Annotated in this window: 16 protein-coding genes and 1 tRNA gene; 5 read left to right on the plus strand and 12 right to left on the minus strand. The window is 58.2% G+C overall.

Features of this window, described 5'->3' with window-relative positions:
* Positions 1-47: 47 nt before the first annotated feature.
* Positions 48-3,371, plus strand: a complete 3,324-nt coding sequence (carB, locus tag IP81_RS18925; RefSeq protein WP_054109561.1) for a carbamoyl-phosphate synthase large subunit — start codon at positions 48-50, stop codon at positions 3,369-3,371.
* Between the two features lie 145 nt (positions 3,372-3,516).
* Positions 3,517-3,993 (plus strand): transcription elongation factor GreA, encoded by a 477-nt coding sequence (greA, locus tag IP81_RS18930; protein WP_054109562.1) that lies wholly within the window; start codon positions 3,517-3,519, stop codon positions 3,991-3,993.
* Positions 3,994-4,056: 63 nt separating this feature from the next.
* Here the strand turns inward: greA and IP81_RS18935 are convergent, their stop codons facing one another.
* From IP81_RS18935 to IP81_RS18960, 6 genes are all read right to left on the minus strand, one after another.
* Entirely contained in the window at positions 4,057-4,278 is a 222-nt protein-coding gene (locus IP81_RS18935; RefSeq protein ID WP_197274708.1) for a DUF4170 domain-containing protein, read from the minus strand.
* Positions 4,279-4,562: 284 nt separating this feature from the next.
* Complete coding sequence (locus IP81_RS18940) at positions 4,563-4,925, minus strand: bleomycin resistance protein (RefSeq protein ID WP_054109564.1); 363 nt, start codon at positions 4,923-4,925, stop codon at positions 4,563-4,565.
* A 161-nt stretch (positions 4,926-5,086) separates the two neighbouring features.
* The gene (locus IP81_RS18945) at positions 5,087-5,572 is read right to left on the minus strand and encodes a hypothetical protein (RefSeq protein ID WP_054109565.1); all 486 of its coding nucleotides are present in this window, start codon (positions 5,570-5,572) and stop codon (positions 5,087-5,089) included.
* A 1-nt stretch (position 5,573) separates the two neighbouring features.
* On the minus strand, positions 5,574-5,858 hold the full coding sequence (locus IP81_RS18950) for a hypothetical protein (protein WP_054109566.1): 285 nt from the start codon (positions 5,856-5,858) through the stop codon (positions 5,574-5,576).
* Positions 5,855-6,238, minus strand: coding sequence for a phage holin family protein (locus IP81_RS18955; protein WP_054109567.1), 384 nt, complete (start codon positions 6,236-6,238; stop codon positions 5,855-5,857). The genes IP81_RS18950 and IP81_RS18955 overlap by 4 nt, the downstream gene beginning before the upstream one ends.
* Positions 6,239-6,269: 31 nt before the next feature.
* Positions 6,270-6,818 carry a hypothetical protein gene (locus IP81_RS18960; protein WP_054109568.1) on the minus strand — a complete coding sequence of 183 codons (549 nt, stop codon included), beginning with the start codon at positions 6,816-6,818 and terminating at the stop codon, positions 6,270-6,272.
* A gap of 218 nt (positions 6,819-7,036) precedes the next feature.
* Here IP81_RS18960 and eno point away from each other — a divergent pair, with 218 nt between their 5' ends.
* Positions 7,037-8,323 carry a phosphopyruvate hydratase gene (gene eno / locus IP81_RS18965; RefSeq protein WP_054109569.1) on the plus strand — a complete coding sequence of 429 codons (1,287 nt, stop codon included), beginning with the start codon at positions 7,037-7,039 and terminating at the stop codon, positions 8,321-8,323.
* A 60-nt stretch (positions 8,324-8,383) separates the two neighbouring features.
* On the opposite strand, the gene IP81_RS18970 is transcribed toward eno, so the two are convergent.
* Positions 8,384-8,911, minus strand: a complete 528-nt coding sequence (locus tag IP81_RS18970; protein ID WP_157573345.1) for a MarR family transcriptional regulator — start codon at positions 8,909-8,911, stop codon at positions 8,384-8,386.
* Positions 8,912-9,482: 571 nt separating this feature from the next.
* Here IP81_RS18970 and IP81_RS18975 point away from each other — a divergent pair.
* Positions 9,483-12,398 (plus strand): TonB-dependent receptor, encoded by a 2,916-nt coding sequence (locus tag IP81_RS18975; protein ID WP_157573346.1) that lies wholly within the window; start codon positions 9,483-9,485, stop codon positions 12,396-12,398.
* Between the two features lie 211 nt (positions 12,399-12,609).
* The gene (locus IP81_RS18980; protein ID WP_157573347.1) at positions 12,610-17,163 is read left to right on the plus strand and encodes a VCBS repeat-containing protein; all 4,554 of its coding nucleotides are present in this window, start codon (positions 12,610-12,612) and stop codon (positions 17,161-17,163) included.
* Between the two features lie 166 nt (positions 17,164-17,329).
* On the opposite strand, the gene IP81_RS18985 is transcribed toward IP81_RS18980, so the two are convergent.
* The 5 genes from IP81_RS18985 to mreC form a co-directional block, all read right to left on the minus strand.
* Positions 17,330-17,405, minus strand: a tRNA-Lys gene (locus IP81_RS18985).
* 112 nt (positions 17,406-17,517) lie between these two features.
* Positions 17,518-18,633, minus strand: a complete 1,116-nt coding sequence (gene rodA, locus IP81_RS18990; RefSeq protein WP_054109571.1) for a rod shape-determining protein RodA — start codon at positions 18,631-18,633, stop codon at positions 17,518-17,520.
* Entirely contained in the window at positions 18,633-20,729 is a 2,097-nt protein-coding gene (mrdA, locus tag IP81_RS18995) for a penicillin-binding protein 2 (RefSeq protein ID WP_054109572.1), read from the minus strand. The genes rodA and mrdA overlap by 1 nt, the downstream gene beginning before the upstream one ends.
* Positions 20,726-21,277 carry a rod shape-determining protein MreD gene (mreD, locus tag IP81_RS19000; protein WP_054109573.1) on the minus strand — a complete coding sequence of 184 codons (552 nt, stop codon included), beginning with the start codon at positions 21,275-21,277 and terminating at the stop codon, positions 20,726-20,728. The genes mrdA and mreD overlap by 4 nt, the downstream gene beginning before the upstream one ends.
* Positions 21,274-22,179 (minus strand): rod shape-determining protein MreC, encoded by a 906-nt coding sequence (gene mreC, locus IP81_RS19005; RefSeq protein WP_054109574.1) that lies wholly within the window; start codon positions 22,177-22,179, stop codon positions 21,274-21,276. Before mreC ends, mreD begins: the two co-directional genes overlap by 4 nt.
* Between the last annotated feature and the right edge of the window lie 30 nt (positions 22,180-22,209).

The following is a 22,209-nucleotide window of genomic DNA, read 5'->3' on the forward strand; positions in this document are numbered from 1 at the left end:
ACCCTCCCCCTTGAGGGGGAGGGCTTTAGATAGCGAAGTTCGTCAAAATGCCCAAACGCACTGACATCTCCTCGATCCTGATCATCGGCGCCGGGCCGATCATCATTGGCCAGGCTTGCGAGTTCGATTATTCGGGCACGCAGGCGGTGAAAGCTCTCAAGGAAGAGGGCTATCGCATCATTCTGGTCAATTCGAACCCCGCGACGATCATGACCGATCCGGACATGGCGCACGCGACCTATGTCGAGCCGATCACGCCCGAGGTGGTGGCCAAGATCATCGAGAAGGAGCGCCCCGATGCGCTGCTGCCGACGATGGGCGGGCAGACCGCGTTGAACACCGCGCTGTCGCTGTTCAACGATGGCACGCTGGCCAAGTATGGCGTGCAGATGATCGGCGCGGATGCCGATGCGATTGACAAGGCCGAAGACCGCCAGCGGTTCCGCGAGGCGATGGACAAGATCGGGCTGGAATCGGCGCAATCCGGCATTGCGCATACCGTGGAAGAGGCGCTGGCCGTGCTGGAACGCACCGGCCTGCCATCGATCATCCGCCCCAGCTTTACCATGGGCGGCACCGGTGGCGGCATTGCCTATAACAAGGAAGAATTCGTCAAGATCGTGAAGGGCGGCCTTGAAGCCAGCCCCACCACCGAAGTGCTGATCGATGAATCGCTGCTCGGGTGGAAAGAGTACGAGATGGAGGTTGTTCGCGACAAGAACGACAACTGCATCATCATCTGCTCGATCGAGAACGTCGATCCGATGGGCGTCCATACCGGGGACTCCATCACCGTCGCGCCGGCATTGACGCTGACCGACAAGGAATACCAGATCATGCGCAACGCCAGCATCGCTGTGCTGCGCGAGATTGGCGTGGAAACCGGCGGATCGAACGTGCAGTTCGCGGTGAACCCTGCCGATGGCCGCATGATCGTGATCGAGATGAACCCGCGCGTATCGCGCTCGTCCGCGCTGGCATCGAAGGCCACGGGCTTCCCGATTGCCAAGGTCGCGGCCAAGCTGGCGGTCGGCTATACGCTTGACGAGATCATGAACGACATCACCGGGGCAACGCCTGCGGCGTTCGAACCGACGCTCGATTATGTCGTGACCAAAATCCCGCGCTTTGCCTTTGAAAAGTTCAAGGGTGCGGACAACAACCTTGGCACCGCGATGAAATCGGTCGGCGAAGTGATGGCGATTGGCCGCAACTTCAAGGAATCGATGCAGAAGGCGCTGCGCGGGTTGGAAACCGGCCTTGATGGCTTCAACCGCGTGGTTGAACTGGAGGGTGCGAGCCGTGACCAGATCGTTGCGGCATTGAGCAAGGCGACGCCGGACCGTATTCTGGCGATTGCGCAGGCCTTCCGCGAGGGCTTCAAAGTTGATGAAGTACATGCGGTAACAAAGTATGAGCCTTGGTTCCTGCGCCAGATCGCAGAGATCATTGATGAAGAAAAAGCCATTCAAAGCAATGGCTTGCCTAATGATGCTGCCGGTTTGCGCCGGTTGAAGGCGATGGGCTTTTCCGACAAGCGTCTTGCCACGCTGGCGGTGCGTTCGGTGGGTGTTGCGGGCGGTATGGCCGAGACACAAGCCAAGCGTTCGGGCCTGCTGCACGATGTGCTGAACGCGATGGCCGGTGCCACCAGCGAGGCCGAAGTACGCGCGCTGCGGCACAAGCTGGGCGTACGCCCGGTGTTCAAGCGTATCGATAGCTGCGCCGCCGAGTTCGAGGCCGTAACCCCTTATATGTATTCGACATATGAGAGCGGACTGTTTGGCGAGCCGGAAAATGAATCCGCGCCGACCGACCGGAAAAAGATCGTCATCCTTGGCGGCGGTCCGAACCGGATCGGGCAGGGGATCGAGTTCGACTATTGCTGCTGCCATGCGTGTTATGCGCTGGGAGATGCCGGGTTCGAAACGATCATGGTCAACTGCAACCCTGAAACCGTTTCGACCGACTATGACACCTCGGATCGCCTGTACTTTGAGCCGCTGACGGCCGAAGACGTGCTCGAAATCCTTGAGCTGGAACAGTCCAAGGGCGAACTGGTGGGCGTGATCGTGCAGTTTGGTGGCCAGACGCCGCTGAAACTGGCGCAGGCGTTGCAAGATGCGGGCATCCCGATCCTTGGCACATCGCCGGATTCGATTGACCTTGCCGAAGACCGTGAGCGTTTTGCCGCGCTGGTCAACAAGCTGGGCCTGAAGCAGCCGATGAACGGCATCGCGCGCAGCCGCGATGAAGCCGTGGCGGTGGCCAGCCGCATCGGTTATCCTGTGCTGATCCGCCCGAGCTATGTGTTGGGTGGCCGCGCGATGGAAATCGTTGATAGCCTTGCGCAGCTTGATGATTACATCGCCACGGCTGTAAAGGTTTCGGGTGATAGCCCGGTGCTGATCGACCAGTACTTGCGCGATGCGATTGAATGCGATGTTGATGCGCTGGCCGATGGTGACGATGTTACCGTAGCAGGCGTGATGCAGCATATCGAGGAAGCGGGCATCCATTCGGGCGACAGCGCCTGCACCCTGCCGCCCTACAGCCTGCCCGCCGATATCATCGCCGAGATGGAGCGTCAGGCGATTTTGCTGGCGCGCGGCCTCAACGTGCGCGGGCTGATGAACATCCAGTTCGCGATCAAGGATGGCGAGGTTTACCTGATCGAGGTCAATCCGCGCGCCAGCCGCACGGTGCCTTTCGTTGCCAAGGCCATTGGTCAGCCGATTGCCAAGTTTGCCGCGCGCATCATGGCTGGCGAAAAGCTGGCGAACCTGCCCGCGATCAAGCGAGAGATCGATTACATGGCGGTCAAGGAAGCCGTGTTCCCGTTCGGGCGCTTCCCCGGCATCGATCCGGTGCTTTCGCCCGAGATGAAATCGACCGGCGAAGTGATGGGCATCGACAGCAGCTTTGCGGTGGCTTTTGCCAAATCGCAGTTGGGTGCGGGCGTGAAGCTGCCACAAAGCGGCACGGTGTTTGTATCGGTCAAGGATTCGGACAAGGCGATGATTTTGCCTGCGGTCGTCAAGCTGACGCAGCTTGGCTTCAAGATCGTGGCGACGGGCGGCACCGCGCGCTACCTTTCGGATGCGGGCGTGAATGTGGAGCGGGTCAACAAGGTTGCCGAGGGGCGTCCGCATATTGTTGACCGGATCAGTGATGACGATATCGCGTTGATTTTCAACACCACCGAAGGCTGGCAAAGCCACAAGGATTCAGCATCGATCCGTGCTTCGGCACTGGGCGCGCGGGTTCCTTCGTTCACCACGGCCGCCGGTTCGGTGGCTGCGGTGGAAGCGATTGAGGCAATGCGTGCGGCCGAACTTGAAGTGCGGTCATTGCAGGACTATTATAGCTGAACCCCAAAGGTTCCTGGGCGGGCGTTCCCCGGCATTGTGGTACTGAAGGGCTGACCTGGCGCATACGGCGCGGGTCGGCGAGGACAGTTTTTCCCTGTAAGCCGTAACGGCAAGCAGGGGGCAGAATAAGAAAGAGATTGAAGCGATGGCGAGTGTGGAAAAGCTGCCGATGCTTGCTGCAGGCTATGAACGCCTGACCGCCGAGCTGAAGGCGCTGCGTGAAGAGCGCCCCCTGATCGTTGATGCCATCGAGGAAGCCCGCGCGCACGGCGATCTTTCGGAAAACGCCGAATATCACGCCGCCAAAGAGCGTCAGGGCCAAGTTGAAGCTTCGATTGGCGATCTTGAAGACCGCGTAAGCCGCGCGCAGATCATTGATCCGGCCACACTTTCGGGCGACAAGATCATCTTCGGCGCAACGGTGACTTTGCTGGATGAAGATGAAAAGCCCGTGCGCTACCAGATCGTCGGCCCTTATGAGGCGGACGCGAAGAATGGCATGATCAGCTATAATTCGCCGCTGGGCAAAGCGCTGATCGGGCGCAAGGTGGACGAGGAAATCGAAGTGACCGTGCCAGCGGGCGACAAGTTCTATCTGGTGCAGAAGATCGAGTTTATTTGATAGCTGCTAGAGCGGAACAAGAAAAAAGGCCCCGGAGTGATCCGGGGCCTTTCTCGTTTGGGCTCAAGCCTCGGGCATATCGGGCTCAAGCAGCTTGTGCATATGCACGATGACATAACGCATTTCGGCATCATCAACCGTGCGCTGCGCCGCGCTACGCCACGCGTCTTCGGCGGTGGCATAGTCGGGGAACACACCGACCAGATCGATGGCCTTGAGATCAACGAAATCGAGGCCCTGCGGGTCTTTTACCCGTCCGCCCATTACAAGATGCAACTTCGGCATTTGGCGACTTTCCTTTGGGGAGGATAAGTGTGTGCCCATACAAAATGACAGGTTTAAAGCAAGTCGGGGAGCAGCGTATTTCTGCGTAGGAGGTGAGGCGGCATCGGTAGAATTCGGACGTGAGTTAGAGCGCTTTTCGACCAATCTGGGTCACTGTAATCCAGATTGGTCGAACGGCGCTCTAAGGTCTGCAAACGGCATGATCGCAGAACGATCTGGTTGGCGGGAATTGGGTGGGGAGCGGAATGGCGGCTTTCGCTTTGGCGCCTCAAGCCGCCAGCCAGCTAATCTGCTTCCTGTATCAGGCGCAGGAGAGTCCCGTCCGGGTCGATTAGAGCACCCACTTTGCCGCCCCATTCCTCGGCTTTTGGGCGATGCAGGCGCGGCCAGCCCATCGTTTTTTCCAGCACACCAGAGCGCAGGATATCTTCAAAAAAGGACTGAACATCATCCATGCGCAAGCAGCAACTGAACGAACTCTTCGCCGGATCAAGCTCTGGATGCGGAAAAAACTCGAGGGTGACTCCACCTCGTTCGAGAATCATCCAATTGTCGTCGCGCCAGTTCTCTGTGAACCCGAAGCGACCATAGAATTCTGCGGTTGTGGTAAAGTCTCGTGACGGAAGATTCGGCGTGGCATGATCCAAGGCGTTTCACTCCTCTCATCGTCAGATCATGTTGCCATGGGCGGTAGCCGTCAGCAATCGTCCATCACATGCGGAGGTTTAACGGTCGGGAATGGCTTCGCTTCCCGAATGGCAGCTTGTGGCGAAGATCACCGTCTAGCTGCCATCCATGTCGGGCAATATCAGTGCTTTATGCGCGATGCCAGTTCGGTCATTTTGCGGATGGCGATTTCGCTGGCTTCGATGGCGGCGGCACGGGCGACGTCGGCCAAGTCGGTGGCTTTGCGGCGGGCATCGCTGCTGCTTTCGGCGATCTTACCGCCCATAGTGCCGCCAGCGTCGGCCAGCTTTCCGCCTGCTTCTTCGACTTTGTGCAAGCCTTCGCGGCCCGCTTCAGCGGCCTTCATCGCATAATCGACCGCGTATTTGCCCGCGACGGTGGCCAATCCGGCGGCGCCTTTGCGGAAGCGTCCGGATGAGGGGAGGGCTTTGGCGATCAGCGCGCCGAGCAGAATGCCGGCGGCGACCGAGGCGACGGGGTGTTCGACGATCAGGGTCTTGACGGTTTCGACGGGGCGCGCGTTGGCGGTGCGTTCGGCCAATCGCGTTTTCGCGGCCTCAACTTTGTCACGCAGTTCGTGTTTGGTGTCTGGCGTAGCGTCGTTCATATCAATCTCCGGATCGGATGGCATCGCGCGCCTTGGTGGCCAGATCGATCAGCGGCCCTCTGAGGAACCAGCCGATCAATGCTGCCAAGATTGCGCCGATGATGGCCTTGTTTTCGTTTGCGACGTCGCGAACGGTGTCAATCATCTCAACGGCTTCATCGATTGCACGTTCCTTGATCCGTGCAGGCGATGATTCTGCTTTGGCCAGTTCAAGGTCTGCCCGCACGATGGCGAGCGCTTCATCGCGCAAAGCACGCGCGGCGGCGATGGTCTGTGGATCGCTCATCGCGGCTTCTCGCCTACCAAAAGTGCCGCCTTGGCGCGGCCCGCCCGTTTCAACGCCAGAAACAGGCACAGCGCGGTGAGCGTGAGGAGCGAGCCGCCCACAATCGCCAGAGCGCCCCAGACACCGACGTAGAACGCTAGCGCCAGCAGCAGTCCGACGACCAATGCCAGCAAGGTGAAGAAGCCGAAAGCGAGCCCGAACACGAGCAGAAGCGCGATGACTTTTGCTTCACCGAGGCCGAACGCGGCCTGCGCCTTGCGATAGGCGACTTCCGCCTCGATCAGCGTCTGGCCATCTTCGATCAGCGCGCGAAGTGCATCGCCGACCGAGGATGGCTTTGGATCATCATCCGCTGGAGCGGGGAGTTCAGTGTCAGCCATCAGACCGCCATAACCGCATCACGGCTTTCTGTCAGTCCTTGTCCGACCCGCCCGAGAGCAGCTTGGCAATGGCAAACCCGGCAACTGCGGCAATGCCGATGGCAACGCCGGGACTTTTCTGGACAAAATCCTTCACGTCATTGCCCAGTTCACCCAGATCCTTGGCTTCAAGCTTGGCGGCGGTTTCCTGGATCGAGCGCGCGGCGGTGCGGGCGTAATCGCCATATTGCACGCCCAGCTTTTCATCGATGGTTCCGGCATTGTCGGAAATGACTTTGCCAAGCGTGGTGAGGGCGTCGCTGGCCTTGGCCTTGCCTTCAACGGCGAGGGCTGCGCCCTTTTCCTTGGCTTGTTCAGCATAGCCTTTGGCTTCGCCTATCCAATCGGTTGCGGTTTCGCTGACCTTGGCTTTGTATTCCGCGCCTTTGTCGATGGCTTCACCCTTTAGCGCTTCGGCACCGGCCTTGGCTTCTTCGATGGCTTTGGTGAAGCGGCCCTTGGAACTGGTGGTTTCCGTTGCTTCAGGAGTTGCGGCGTCGGTGGTGACAGCATCGGCGGGGGTCATCGTGGTATCGGCCATTGTGGGTTCCCTTCGGCATGTCGTGCGGTTGTTGCCGCTACGATATGGGCAGTAACTGGTAACTTGCTAGACCCTATAACACAAAGGCTGCGGGTTTGATTACTGTTCGGCGTATTCTACCACCAACGCGGCTTGCCTGTCTGGGTTCCAAACGATAGGGCCGCGCCAGACCTTTGGTGCGCAAGATTCTTTGCCGCCGCCCTTGCAGGGAGCAATCCATGACCGCGATCCTTGACATTCATGCCCGTGAAATCCTCGATAGCCGTGGCAACCCCACCGTTGAAGTTGATGTTCTGCTGGAAGACGGCAGTTTTGGCCGCGCCGCTGTGCCATCGGGCGCATCGACCGGCGCGCATGAGGCGGTTGAACTGCGTGATGGCGACAAGGCGCGCTATATGGGCAAGGGTGTGACCAAGGCGGTTACGGCGGTCAATTCTGACATTGCCGAAGCGCTTGTTGGCCTGGATGCCGAAGACCAGCGCGACATCGATCTGGCGATGATCGAACTTGACGGGACCGAGAATAAGAGCCGTATTGGTGCGAACGCGATTTTGGGCGTCAGCCTTGCGACGGCAAAGGCAGCAGCCGATGCGCGCGGCCTTCCGCTTTACAGCTATGTCGGCGGGGTTTCGGCGCACGTGCTGCCGGTGCCGATGATGAACATCATCAACGGCGGCGAGCATGCCGATAACCCCATCGATTTCCAAGAATTCATGATCATGCCGGTGGGCGCGCCAACGCTGGCCGAGGCGGTGCGCTGGGGCGCAGAAGTGTTCCACACGCTCAAGAAGGGCCTGCATGACAAGGGCCTGTCGACCTCTGTGGGCGATGAAGGCGGCTTTGCGCCCAACCTTGCCAGCACGCGCGATGCGCTCGATTTCGTGATGGAGTCGATTGAAAAGGCAGGCTTCAAGCCGGGCGAAGACATGATGATCGCGCTTGATTGCGCCGCCACCGAATTCTTCAAGAATGGCAAGTATGAAATCAGCGGTGAAGGCCTCTCGCTTTCGCCCGATGCCATGGCCGATTACCTTGCCGCGCTGTGCGATGCCTATCCGATCATCTCGATTGAAGACGGCATGAGCGAAGATGATTTCGAAGGCTGGGCGGCTTTGACGTCGAAGGTTGGCAAGAGTGTGCAACTGGTCGGCGACGATCTGTTCGTGACCAACCCAAAGCGCCTGACGATGGGCATCGGCAAGGGCCTTGCCAATTCGCTGCTGGTCAAGGTCAACCAGATCGGCACGCTGACCGAAACGCTGGAAGCGGTGAGCATTGCGCAGCGCAACGGTTATACCGCCGTCATGTCGCACCGTTCGGGTGAAACCGAAGATGCAACGATTGCCGATCTTGCAGTTGCCACCAACTGCGGCCAGATCAAGACGGGTTCGCTTGCGCGGTCTGACCGGTTGGCCAAGTACAACCAGCTGATCCGCATTGAGGAAGAGCTTGGTTCGTCGGCACGTTATGCCGGCAAGGCCGCGTTTGGTCGCCTCGGCGGCTGATTGCTGCTGACTTAACAACAAAGGGGCGGCTCTTGCGGGCCGCCCTTTTTGGTTCGTGGATCAGTTGGCCACGCGGAAAGCAGGTGATTCGATGTGTTCATCCTGCCGCATGTTCCCGGCGACGCTGCTGAAATAGGTGATCATCTTTTCGTAGCCATCGGTTGACAGTCGGACGAACACGCGGCGTGCATCGGCAGCGTCATTTTCGCGGATAATCAGGCCTTTGTCTTCCAGCACAGTCAGCCAGCGCAAGGCGGTGGTGACGGGAACCGCAGCGCCGATGCAGGCACTGGTCACCGGTAGGCGTTTGCGTTCCTTGGCAGCGATGAACAGATCGAGCATGATGTCCCAAGCCGGTTCGCCAAACAGGGTAGGATCGTCAAACACTTCACCCCGGCGGCGGCGTTCGCGATAGCTGGAACGGGCCACTTCTGCCCATACGGGGCTGTCCTTGGCGTTATAAGTCGTGCCTTTGTCCGCCGATAAGGGGCTATCTCCGGTGAGTTCAAGCTCGTGTGCGATGGCAAGCAATTCATTTGCGGCAGCAATTAGTCTGCGTGCTTTGGCCCTAAGCTGGTTCTGGCTCATCCGATGACACCCCCGTCGGCTAAAGGAATGCCGAACCCCCGCCATTCCATCGCCGTTAATCCGCGAAGATAAGTCATTTAACTATTCGGTTTAACGCTAAGTACTTCCACGTATTAATTTAAGGCGGGCGTCATATTGAATAAAAAAGCTAATATTATCAGTAATATTTTCTCTTTTTCAGTGAGATAGATTATTACGATATGCCATTTTCGAAGCTTATTAAAGTATACTTGGTTGATGCCTTTTCGGGTATCGCCGGGGGTTTCTCGCCGAGGGTTTAGAGCAAGCACCCGGTCGTCCGTTGCCACCGCATGGAGACATAATCTGAAACGCAACAGCATCACTCGAGTCGCCGGTCGAGCCTCTAGGATGCCGGTTTTGGACGGTGATCGCGGCGATTTTCCATAAATCCGGGTGTTTTGGCACGGGCAGCGCCCCAATCCCCGATAACCTTACGTTACGGAATGGACAGTTTTTAATTAACCGATTGACAAAAGTTTGCTCCCGTTATGTCCTGTGTTTCACGTGACCCACGATAAACGATGGGCATCGCTGGAGAGAGGTCTGACTTATGAGGGGCAAACTTTCCCTAATGGCTGGCGTGTGCGTTACAGCCATATCGTCACCCGTTATTGCACAAACCGCCGATGATAATATCGGCTTTGAAGAAATCATCGTAACCGCGCAGCGCCAAGCGCAATCACTTCAGGCGGTGCCGATTGCGGTATCGGCATTTTCTGCTGAAAATCTCGATAAGCAGCAAATCCAGAATTCATCTGACTTGCAGCTTTCATTGCCTAACGTGACGTTTACCAAGACCAACTTTACCTCCTCAAGCTTTACCATTCGCGGTATTGGCGACTTGTGCGTGGGTGTTTCGTGCGATGCTGCCACCGGCATCCATCTGAACGATATGCCGATGGTTGCCAGCCGACTGTTCGAAACCGAATTCTTCGATCTGGAACGGATCGAAGTGCTGCGCGGTCCGCAAGGCACCTTGTTTGGCCGCAACGCCACTTCGGGCGTAGTCAACATCATTACCGCGCGCCCTGATCTTTCAGGCTTTGGCGCATCGGGTGACGTTGATTACGGCAAGTACAATTCGGTCCGCGTGCGCGGCATGGTCAATGCGCCGCTAACCGATACGCTCGGTATCCGCGTGGCCGGAATGTATAACAAGCGCGACGGGTATACGTATAACATTGGCACCAACAGCCGCATCGACGGGCGCGATATGTATGCGCTGCGCGGATCTCTGCGCTGGGAGCCAAGCGCCAACACTACGGTTGATCTGTCTGCCTATTACTTCCGCGAGAATGACAATCGCAGCCGCGTACAAAAGCAATTGTGCCACCGCGACCCGACCGGCGTGTTGGGCTGTTTGCCGGATAAACTGGCCAATGAAGCCCCCAACGGTGATGCGACGCTGGCCAATCTGCTATCTTCGCGTGAATTCTTTGGCATCGCCGTTTCCCCCAGTTTTGCAGCGCTTGGCCTTGGCAGCATCTATGGTGATGATGGCGATGGCTTCCTGGGCGCACGCAATCCCGCTGACGTCAGGACGGTAGATGTCGATTATCTGCCATCCTATTTCGCCGAAGAAGAAGTCTACCAAGGCAAATTGCAGCAAACGCTGGGCGATAAACTTACGCTGAATGTGACCGCCGGTTATTCGCGCAACACCATTCGCAGCCGGACGGACTATAACCTAACAACCGCGCGCGCGATTTCCGGCAGCCCGGGGCTGTTCGCCTTGGCGGCATTTGCGGCCAATCCGGCAACGGCATTTGCCTTTGCGCCGATTGCAGCCCGCCTGATCCCCAATGGCCCCACCGGAAACGTCTGCCAGTCTGACATCGATACAAACAATGTCGGGGTGTTTGGTGCCAATGCCCAGCCGCTCTGTGCCCGGACATCGCTGGATATTGATGAATCAAGCCAGTCCTACAAACAATATGCTGGCGAGGCCCATATCGATTCCGATTTTGACGGCATGTTCAATTTCCTGATCGGTGCCAATTATCTGCGGGGCGAGACGACGAATAACAACTATTTCGTCAATTCCTTCGGCCTTGATTATGCCGCAGGGATTCTCGGTGCTGCGGCGGCGGCATCGGGCGCAACCGGGGGCAGGGCGGTGTTCCGCGCATCGCCATTCTTCCGCAGCAATACCGAACGTGGCTTGCTTAACAGCTATGGCATCTTTGGTGAAACCTATTTCCAGTTCAACGATAAGCTGAAGTTGACACTGGGCCTGCGTTACAATCACGACAAGAAATCCACCCGCGCACGAACAACCCTGCTGAGCAACGGGTTGTCGAGCGAGTTTGCCAGCGGCGGTGCCATCCTTGCCCCGGTTGGCGCTACGCGGTTGGAAGATGCGCTGAACATTGCCACAGCCGATTTCGACAAGGGTCAGGCAGGTGTTCAGCCCTTCCAGGAACGCTCGGTCAGCTTTGGCCGGATGACCGGGCGCGCGGTGATCGATTATCAGATCAGTTCGGATAATCTTGTCTATGTGTCCTATTCACGCGGGTACAAATCGGGCGGTATCAACCCGCCGCTCTCGGTGGGTTCGGTCAACGATGTGTTCAAGCCCGAAACGGTGGACGCGTTTGAACTGGGTTCGAAAAACCGCTTTGGCGCTTTGCAGCTCAACCTTTCGGCGTTTTACTATCGCTACAAGGATCTGCAGCTTAGCCGCATTACCGCGCGCACTTCGGTTAACGACAATATCGATGCCAATATCTACGGCGTCGAGGCCGAGGCGATCATGGCCCCGACGCGCAATCTGCTGGTCAACGTTTCGGCCAGTTATCTGAAAACCAAGGTTGCAGGCGACCAGTTCTTTGTGGACACGCGCGATGTTTCCGCAGGCCGACCGGACACTGTGATCATCAAGGATATCACGCTGGGATCGAACTGTGCGGTAACCGGGGCAAGTGCGGCTGCGGCCAATGCTTTTGTCAACACGATCAACGGCGGCGTCGGCTTGCGTCCGGCAACTCCGATCCCGGGCACAAACACGACCGGCGCGTTTTCCATCTGCGGTGTTCTGGCACAGCAGGCGGCGGCAGTGGGCAGCGCGTTTGGCGGCATTCGCGTGAGTTCGGGGATCGAGCGCAACGTGAAGGGCAACCAATTGCCCCAAGCGCCGGAATTCAAATGGTCTGCCGGTGTTCAATACACGCTGGAAGCGGGAGACATGTCGATCGTACCCCGGTTTGACATCAATTATACCGGCGACAGCTATGGCACGATCTTCAATGGCAATATCAACCGGATTCGGGGCTTTTCTGTGATGAATGCGCAGATCCAGTTGAATGGCCGGGATGATCGCTGGTTCCTGCGAGGCTACATCCAGAATATCGCCAACAATAACGCAACCACCGGCCTTTACGTGACCGACCAATCATCCGGCCTGTTTACCAACATCTTCACTCTTGAACCGCGCCGTTATGGTGTGATGGCAGGTTTCAAGTTCTAACCTGATTGACCAGACCAGAGTATTGCGCCGGGGCCAAAAGTCCCGGCGTTTTTTTTGAGCAGTTCTTGCAGGATAATCGGGAATAATGGTGAAAATTGTCACAATAGTTTACGATAGTTAATTGCTTTCTCCGATAAATTTCTAAATGATTGTGACAAAGGCTTCGGAAGCGAAGGCTGGGCGATCATTTGTCAGTTTGGTTGGGGGATGTATGGTAAACAATGCTTTGGTGCCGACGGTACGTTTGGCTACCCGCATTGATGGCGGGTTGGCACCGGGGTTGTCTGAAACGGATGACGGTCGGAGCAACGTCGGGATGACGGCGCTGGATGGGGGCGGTTTCGTCGTCCATTGGCTGATCGATGGTGGTGATATTGACGGCAGTGCAAGCGGTCTTGCGGTGCAGCGTTTTGCCGCCAATGGCACAAAACAGGGTGGCGTGACGGTCCTGCAAGGGCTCCCGGAGGACCTTATCAAAAACCAGGACGATGCGTCATATGATTTACAGGCGCTCGCGGGTGGTGGCTATGTCCTCACTTATTCGCTGGAGCTTCGGTCGGGAGGGCGTTTTGAAACATACACCTCTATGACACCGTTTCTGAATATCGCGGGACGCCCTGCATCCTTCTTCGTTCAGGGTGCCCCCGCCAACGCAGGTTTTGTGCTAAATGGGGTGAACAATGACCTTGTGAGAACGTCGGTTTCACTCACGCCTGATGCGTTTGGCCAAATCCAGATTACGCAAGCAATCCTCGATCAGTTCGGTATCGATAACCGCTTCTTCTTGCAGGTGACCGGGTTGACCTCGGGGCAAACCGCCAATGTAAGCATCTCGGTCCAAGAGGACGTCCGTTATGATCTGGCAGCAGCACTCGTGAATGTGTCCACCAGTTCTGTCGTGGTGAATCCCGGCTTCGGGTTCATTTTCTCGAATTCCGGTCGCCAAGAAACCTTCCACATTGACTCTGCATTGTTTACGAATGGTACCGGGCCAAGTTCTGTCACTATGCAGATCACGCCGACAATCGATATCGGGTTTAACCTCACCGGAATTGCTGGCGCCACACGCCTGGCCGACGGCACGATCCAGATTGACGGCGTGACAGCCGATGCCAACGGTGATTACCGCATTCCCTCTGCATTGCTCGCCCAACTTGGCACTGCTGATGCCCAAACAGTCCTGATCGTTGGCGGGCTTACCGTCGGTTCAACGCTAACCGCCACTATGGGCACACGTCCGGCCACTGCCAATCCGGAAGGTCTGTTTGTTCAGACCTTCAACGCGAGCGGGGTGGCGATTGGTGCGCAAAGTCCCCGGCTTGATGGCGGACCGGCCCCAGTGCTGTTCGACACAGACGGCGGGCGAAACAATGTCGGGCTGACGGCGCTGGATGATGGCGGCTATGTTGTGCACTGGGTGATCGATGACGGTGATGTAAACAGCAGCGCTGGTGGCCTTGCAGTGCAGCGGTTTGCCGCCAACGGCACGCAGCAAGGCGGGGTGACGGTCCTGCAAGGGCTGTCGCAAGAGGTGCTCAATGCGCCGGATATTTCATCGTATGACCTGAAAGCGCTGGCAGGAGGCGGTTATGCCCTGACCTATGCGCTGGGCCTTGAGAGCGGTGGGCGCGGAGTTCAGGCGACGGCAGGCGGGACTGGCTTGACTTTTGGCTTTAATGTAGTCGGACGTCCCAGCGGGTTCTTCGTACAATCAGGACCTGCCAACGCCAGTTATGCGCTGCAGGGTTCAGGCAATAATGGTGCGTCAATAACCGTTGCGCTCACCCCTGATGCATTTGGCCGGATCCAGATCACGCAGGCTATTCTCGACCAGTTCAGCATCGATAACCGCCTTGTTTTGCTGGTGACAGGGTTGACGCAGGGCCAGAGTGTCAACGTCAGCATTTTGATCGAGGAAGACGTGCGGTATGATCCCGCCGCCGCATTGGTAGATGTGCCTATCAGCTCTGTTGCTTCAGCCAGCGGTAGAGGGGGTATACTCACATTATCTGGAAGACCTGAAGTTTTCAGCATCGATTCTGCAACTTTTGCTAACGGCACCGGGCCAAGTTCGGTGACTATGGTGTTTACGCCTGCAACCGATATTGGCTTTAACTTAACCGGAATTCCCGGAGCAACGCGGCTGCCAAGCGGCACAATCCAGATTACCGGCCTGACACCCGATGCCAACGGTGATTACCACGTGCCCGCTCAATTGCTGGCGCAGCTTGGTACGAGTGACGCGCAATCCGCTCTGATCGTTCTCGGCCTTGCTGCCGGTTCAACGCTGAATGCCACCATCGGTTCGCGTCCAGCCATCGCCATTCCCGAAGGGCTCTATGTCCAGACCTTCAACGCCAGCGGCGTGGCGACCGGGGCGCTCGGCCCCCGTATTGATAATACATCTGCGCCGGTGCTTACAAACACGGATGACGGCCGTTTCAATGTCGGCATGACGGCGCTGGATGACGGCGGCTTCGTGGTGCACTGGCTGGTCGATGGTAATCATATCGACGGCACGGCAAGCGGGCTTGCGGTGCAGCGGTTTGCCGCGAACGGCACGAAACAGGGCGCGGTGACGGTGCTGCAAGGACTGTCGCCAGACTTGCTTAACTCGCTTGATGTTTTATCTTATGATCTGCAAGCGCTCGCGGGCGGCGGTTATGCTCTCACCTATTCGCTGGAGCCGGAATCCGGAGGGCGTTATGCTACCGTCACGGCGACTGTTCCGAACGAGACCATCTTCTTGGTTGTCGCTGGAAGACCCGAAGCGCTCTTCTTTGATTCCCCACCTGCCAACGCAAGGTTCGCGCTGGTAGGTGTGGGCAATGGCGGCGCACAGCAGACGGTTGCGCTCACGCCAGACGCGTTTGGCCGGGTGCAGATCACCCAGTCTATCCTGGACCAGTTCGGTATCGACAACCGCATGAACTTGCAGATAACGGGCCTGAACCAAGGGCAAAGCGTTGGCGTCTTTATCGAAAGCCAGCAGGACCTATCCTATAGCCAGACAGCGGCGCTGGTGGATGTGCCCACCAGCACGACAGTTCTGCCCAACGGGTTCGGGTTCATCGCCACAACAAGCGGCCGTGCGGAAACCTTCCAGATCGATTCGGCCTCTTATGCCAATGGCACCGGGCCAACGTCGGTCGGGATGCTGATCACGCAGTCGTCGGGTGGTACACTTGACCTCGCTGGAATTGCAGGCGCAACATATCTACCTTCGGGCTCGATCCAGATTCCTGCACTCACACCTGATGCCAATGGTGAATACCGGATCCCGGCAGCTTTGCTTACCCAACTAGGAACGACAGATGCGCAAGTCTTCCTGATCGTAGGCGGCCTCACGGTTGGTTCAACGCTGACCGGCACCATTGGTGCACGTCCGGGCAATCCCGTTGCCGAAGGCGTGTTCGTCCAGACCTTCAACGCCAGTGGCGTTGCAAACTCGACGGGTTTGAACATCACCGGCACCGTTCGTGCAGACACGATTTCCGGCAGCGACCAGAGCGATGTGCTGAGGGGCGATGCAGGCGATGACATTCTGACCGGTGGGGCCGGAGACGACATTATCAACGGCGGTGCAGGCACGGATGTTGCGGTTTATTCCGTTGCCCGCTCGCAGGCCGTGGTTACGCGCAATGCCAATGGCACGCTGACAGTGGCAGCAGGGGCCGACGGGACTGATACGGTTGCAAACGTCGAGCAATTGCGGTTCAGCGACGGCACGTTCTCGTTCAAGTTTGCCAATACTGGCGGCGTGTTGGTGAATAACTTTGCGGTGGGGGCCGGTGGCTGGAGCAGCCAGAATTTGTTTCCCCGCCACATTGCCGATGTGAACGGCGACGGATTCAACGACATTGTCGGGTTCGGTTTTGCCGGGGTGCTGGTGTCGTTTGGCGCGGCCAATAACAGCTTCACTGCCGCCACGCTCAAGGTCGGGAACTTTGGCCAGACAGCGGGCTGGACAAGCAACAACCAATTCCATCGCGAACTGGCCGACGTTAACGGCGATGGCCGTGCCGACATTGTCGGATTCGGCTTTGCGGGCACGCTGGTTTCGCTGGCACAGGCAGACGGGTCCTTCGCCACGCCCACTGTTGGTGTGAACAACTTTGGCAGCACGCAAGGCTGGAGCACGCAGGACGGCTTTGCCCGCACCATGGGCGACGTGAATGGTGACGGTAAGGCCGATATCATCGGTTTCGGTTCTGCCGGAGCGCTGGTCTCGCTCGGCAGGGGTGACGGCACGTTCCAGAACGCCACGTTGGCCGTAAGCAACTTTGGCGTGGCGCAAGGCTGGACCAGCGACAACCAGTTCCATCGCGCCGTGGCCGATGTGAATGGCGATGGCTTTGACGATATCATCGGCTTCGGTCAGGCAGGCACGCTTGTTGCGTTGTCCAACGGCAACGGTACCTTTGGCGCTGCCAAACTCGCACTGGACAATTTCGGCAGAGTGCAAGGATGGGCGACACAAGACGGCTTTGCGCGCACTGTTGCCGATATCAACAATGACGGCTTTGCCGATCTGGTCGGCTTCGGTTTTGCAGGAACGCTGGTTGCCTATGGCAAGGCAGACGGAACCTTTGGCGCGGCCAACTTCGACGTTGCAAACTTTGGTGCCAACCAGGGGTGGAACAGCAACGCCACATTCCACCGCGAAATCGCCGACATCAACAACGACGGGTTCAATGATATCGTCGGCTTCGGCTTTGCAGGCGTCTTGGCGAGCTTTAATGTCGGGGGCGATGTCCTGCTCTGACCCGCTTGGTCCACCAGCCTGCACCCATTGCTTGCGATCAGACTATGATCTTTCTGAGATTCATACTCTGATCGCTAGCGCGTGTGCTTTCGCTATGCCCGTGTAGCAGACGAACCATATACTTGTGTGGCGGAGCGCGACAGCGTGATAACAAATATCAAGAGAGTGGTGGACGCACTTGGGCTCGAACCAAGGACCCGCTGATTAAGAGTCAGCTGCTCTGCCAACTGAGCTATGCGTCCACTGCCATCCGGCATTCCCGTTCGGGAGCAGTTCCCTTAGCGTTTTTCTGGACCCTGCCAAGCCCCAATTTTGCTTTTGTGCAACCACGTCGCACTTTGCGTCCAAGCAGGATCAGGAAAGGCTGCGGGGGGCAACGCGGTTCCAGCGCTCTACGGCCATGATGGTGCCGATACAGATCATGTTGGTCATCATCGAAGAGCCGCCATGGCTCATCCACGGCAAGGGGATGCCGACCACGGGCGCAAGGCCCATGACCATCATCAGATTGATGCACATGTAGAAAAAGATCGTCATCGTCATGCCAGAGGCCAGCAGGCGCGGGAAACGCTCGGGCGAATCCAGCGCCACTTTAAGGCCCCAACGATAAATCAGGCCGAACACGGCAAAGACGAACAGTCCGCCGATCATGCCCCATTCCTCGATCATCGTTGAAAAGACAAAATCGGTGTGCGATTCGGGCAGATAGTTCAGGTGGCTTTGCGAGCCGTCGCCAAAGCCTTTGCCGAAAAAGCCGCCCGAGCCGATGGCGATTTTCGACTGGGTAATGTGATAGCCCGTGCCCAGAGGATCGCTTTCGGGATCAAGGAACACCAGCACGCGGTTGCGCTGATAGCCGTGCAGCAGGGTAAAGAACGCCAGCGGCGCGATCATAAGTGCCGCCGCTCCTGCACCGAGAAACCAGCGTAGTGGCAAACCGGCAAGGAACATGATCACCACCGCGCCGAACGTGATCGAAAGGCCTGTCCCTAGATCAGGCTGGAGCATTACCAGGCCCGCCGGAACGCCGAGAAGGACACCCGCTGTGCCAAGTGCCCGCCAGTTTTGGGTTTCGCCCACTGGTAGCACGGAATAATACCACGACAGCACGAGTACAATGCCGGGTTTCATCAACTCTGACGGCTGCAAGTTCATGAAACCGAGGTTAAGCCAGCGCTGGCTGCCTTTGCCGATCCCGCCGATCAGTTCGACAAGGATCAGGAGCAGGCAGAGCACGACATAACCTGGGACTGCCATTTTCCGGAACAAGTCTTGCGGCAGGCGGGCGATGACCATGGCCATGACCAAAAAGACCGAAAAGCGCACGATGTGTGACAGTGACCAGGTTTCGAACCGACCGCCAGCGGCGGAATAGAGCACAGCTGCGCCGAACCCGACAAGCGCCATTAAAGGGAGTAGTACGCCCCATGGCTGACGCGCAATCGCGGCGGGAATGTAGGCGCGTGGCATCAAGGTTGCCCCTGCACGGTTGGTTGCGGCGCTGTGGGTAACTGCGCCGGTGTGGCGGCAGGTTGTGTTGAGGGCGGAGCCGAGACGGGTTCGGGCGGCGGAGCGGCGGCGTCTGTCTGGACATTGGCAGGGGCGCTATCGGGCTTGCGCGCTTGCTCCACCTGCTCGGTCAGCGCTTCATCATCGGGTAAGGGCTTGGGCGCGCTGGCACCAAATTGGGCCGCAAAACTGTTATAACGTCGGGCCATGCGCTGCTGCACGTTGCCGCCCCATTGTTTTTCAAATTCATCCAGCACGGCCATCGCTTTGTCCGGTGCAAAGATATAGGTCATGACGTCGCGGGCGATGGGATAGGCTGCGCCCGAGCCGCCACCATGTTCAATGACCACTGCGCAAGCGTATTTGGGCTTGTCGAACGGGGCAAAGGCGATGAAGTGGCCGTGATCGCGGTACTTCCATGCGCCGCTTTTGCCATTGGCAACATTGAGGCCAACGACTTGCGCGGTCCCGGTCTTGCCTGCCATCAGCACGTTTTCAACCGGCAGTCGGGCGCGTCCGGCGGTGCCCCGCCCGTTGACCACTTCGCTCATCGCCGCATGAATGTAATCAAGATGGTCCTGCCGGAAACCCATCGATTTGACCGGCGGCGCGTTGCGATCGAGCACCAGACGCGGCATCACCTCGCGGCCCGATGCAATGCGCGATGCCATCACCGCCTGTTGCAGCGGGTTGACCAGCATATAGCCCTGACCGATCGTGGCGTTTACCGTATCGTAAAGCGCCCATTCCTTTTGATACTTGCGCATCTTCCATGCCGGATCTGGCACAGTGCCATAGGATTGTCCGGCATAGGGCATCGGGAATTCCTGCCCCAGACCCAGCCTGCGCGCCATGGTGGCGATCACGTCCATGCCCAACTGTTGGGCGAAGTGATAGAAATAGACGTCGCAAGACTGGTAAATAGCCTTGGCCATATCCACCGTGCCGTGGCCGCGCCGGTTCCAGCAGTGGAACACGCGATTACCAACGCGCAAACCGCCGCTGCACCCCACGCTGGCGCTAGGGTCAAGTCCGGCTTCCAAGAAGGCCATTGCTACCATCGGCTTTACCGTGGAGCCGGGCGGATAGAGCCCGCGCAGCACTTTGTTGCGCAAGGGCACATGATCGTCTTCGGACAGCATCTTCCATTCGATGCGGCCAATACCATCGGAAAAGCTGTTCGGGTCAAAGCTGGGCATCGAAGCCATGGCCAGCACGTCGCCGGTCTCGCAGTCCATTACCACAACCGAACCGGATTCAAGCCCGATACGGCGCGCGGCATAGTCTTGCAGGCCGGCATTGATGGTAAGCTGGATAGGTTTACCCGGCACATCTTCGCGCGTGCCAAGATCGCGCACGATCCGTCCTGAAGCGGTGGCTTCCACCCGGCGCGCACCCGGCACACCGCGCAAGCGCGTTTCGAAGTGCTTTTCCAGCCCGTCCTTGCCGATTTTGAAGCCGGGCGTGATCAGCAGCGGATTGCGCTCTTTCTCGTAATCTTCGGCTGACGCTGCACCAACATAGCCCAGCAGATGGCCCACCGCCGCACCGGCCGGATAGAATCGCGAATAGCCGCGCTGCGGGATGACACCGGGAAGTTCAGGCAGGCGCACGGAGACGGCAGCGAATTTGTCCCAGTCAAGGTTTGAGGCGACTTCGACGGGCTGGAAACCGCGCGCCTTGTCAAGCTTGTCGCGAATGTCGCGCACGCGATCCGGTTGAAGGTTCAGCAAGCTTGTTAGCGTCGCCATTGTGCGATCGGGATTGCTCACACGGTCGGGAATAAGATCGACGCGGAAATCGGCGCGATTGGCCGCCAATGCATTGCCGAAACGGTCCAGCACCCAACCACGCCTTGGCGGAATCAGGGTAAGGTTGACGCGATTGCTTTCCGACTCAGCCTGGTATTTTTCGTTCTGTGCGACTGCGAGATAGCCGAGCCGCGTGGCCAGCAATACGCCAACACCGGCTTGCAGCGAGCCTAACACGAATGTGCGTCGCTCAAACCTGTGGGTCAGGATTGCCGATGTCATCGGCAGACGCGAATTCAGTTTCATAGCCGTTTGAGCGGCAACAACCGCACGCGATCAAGCAGGGCAATGATACCGGCTGTCACGGGGAAAAACAGCACCGAAATCAGCACTTGGGGAAGAATGACAAAGGGCAGGGGATAGCCGGTGACGAGGCCTGCCAAAGCCGCCCCTGCCAAGAGGTAACCGGTGGTCAGCAAGCTCGCGGCGAGCCAGTCCTGCGCGAAGCTGCGCCACAAAAAGCGCTCGTCAATCAGTTCCATCGCCAGCATCGATAGCGACCACAGCAGGATGCCGGAACCAAATATCTGTCCAGAGTAGAGATCGTCAAAAAAGCCCAGCGGCAGGCCTGCCCAGACCGGTAGAAGGCCAGGGCGCATCATGCGCCAGCCCAGCAACATCAGATAAGACAGCGGAGGCACGATCGGCGCAGAGGCAATGATCGGCGAAAAGCTGACCATAGATGCAAGGATGATTGTCAGCCATGGCAGGCCAATTGCAAGCGCGGGCAGGGGTTCACGGTTGATCCGCTTGCGGACGGCATCAGGGCCAGCTGCAATGTTTTTCCAGGTCACGGCGTTTCAGCAACGAGGCTTTCGCCGTCCTTGGCGATCTGTTCAAGCTGGGCGGCAGCTTGGGCCTGATAGCTCGGCTCGACGATAACGTATTCGTTGTTTGCAGGATCAGCGGCAAGGTAGCCGGTTGCGCCATCGCGGTGCGGGTTTGTAGCGATGGCTACAGGGATTCCCGGTGGATAGAGCCCACCCGAACCTGAAGTGACGAAAACATCGCCCTTCTTCACCGGATTGACGCCCATGTTGATCAGGCGGATATCGATGCGTCCGTTTGACGCGCCCTGCACGAAGGCGGTAAGTCCATCACTGGCGCGGCGCACGGGCACGACGTTTTCAGGGTCGGTTATCAAAAGCACCCGCGCTGTATCAGGCCCGACTTCGACCACGCGTCCGATCAGGCCGGATGCGGCGCGAACGGGGAAGCCCGGCTTCACACCTTCATTCGATCCTGCATCGATAATCGCAAAGCGCCGCGTGCTGGAGGAGGTCGAGCCAATAAGGTGGACTGTTGCCACCGGTTTGCGTTCCGGATCAACGATTTCGAGCAGCGCTTTCAACCGGCGGTTTTCATCTTGAATGGCTTGCATCGAAACCGCGTTTGCGCGCGCGGCATCCACTTCGCGGCGCAAATCGGTGTTTTGCTGACCTGCGTTGAAATAGGCCCCGATGGCACCGAATACCGACTGGCTGGTGGCGCGGCCCTTTGCGCTGGCTTTGCCCATCGGCCTTGCAACCTCGGCTGCGGAACTGCGGGCAAAGGAGAAGGCGTCCGGTTGGATCAGCGAGACGGCAAGCACGGTGATCCCCGCCACGACGCCAAGCAAGGCGATAACGTAGCCGGTAAAAATCCCGTATTGCGCCCTGCGCGAATAGCCCGGGCGCCGGTCCTGCGACCGCGCCATCCGTTCACCCCTTCAAGCCGGCTCCGTTCT

Origin of the sequence: Novosphingobium sp. AAP83 (assembly GCF_001295795.1) — a bacterium.
Classification (GTDB): Bacteria; Pseudomonadota; Alphaproteobacteria; order Sphingomonadales; family Sphingomonadaceae; genus Novosphingobium.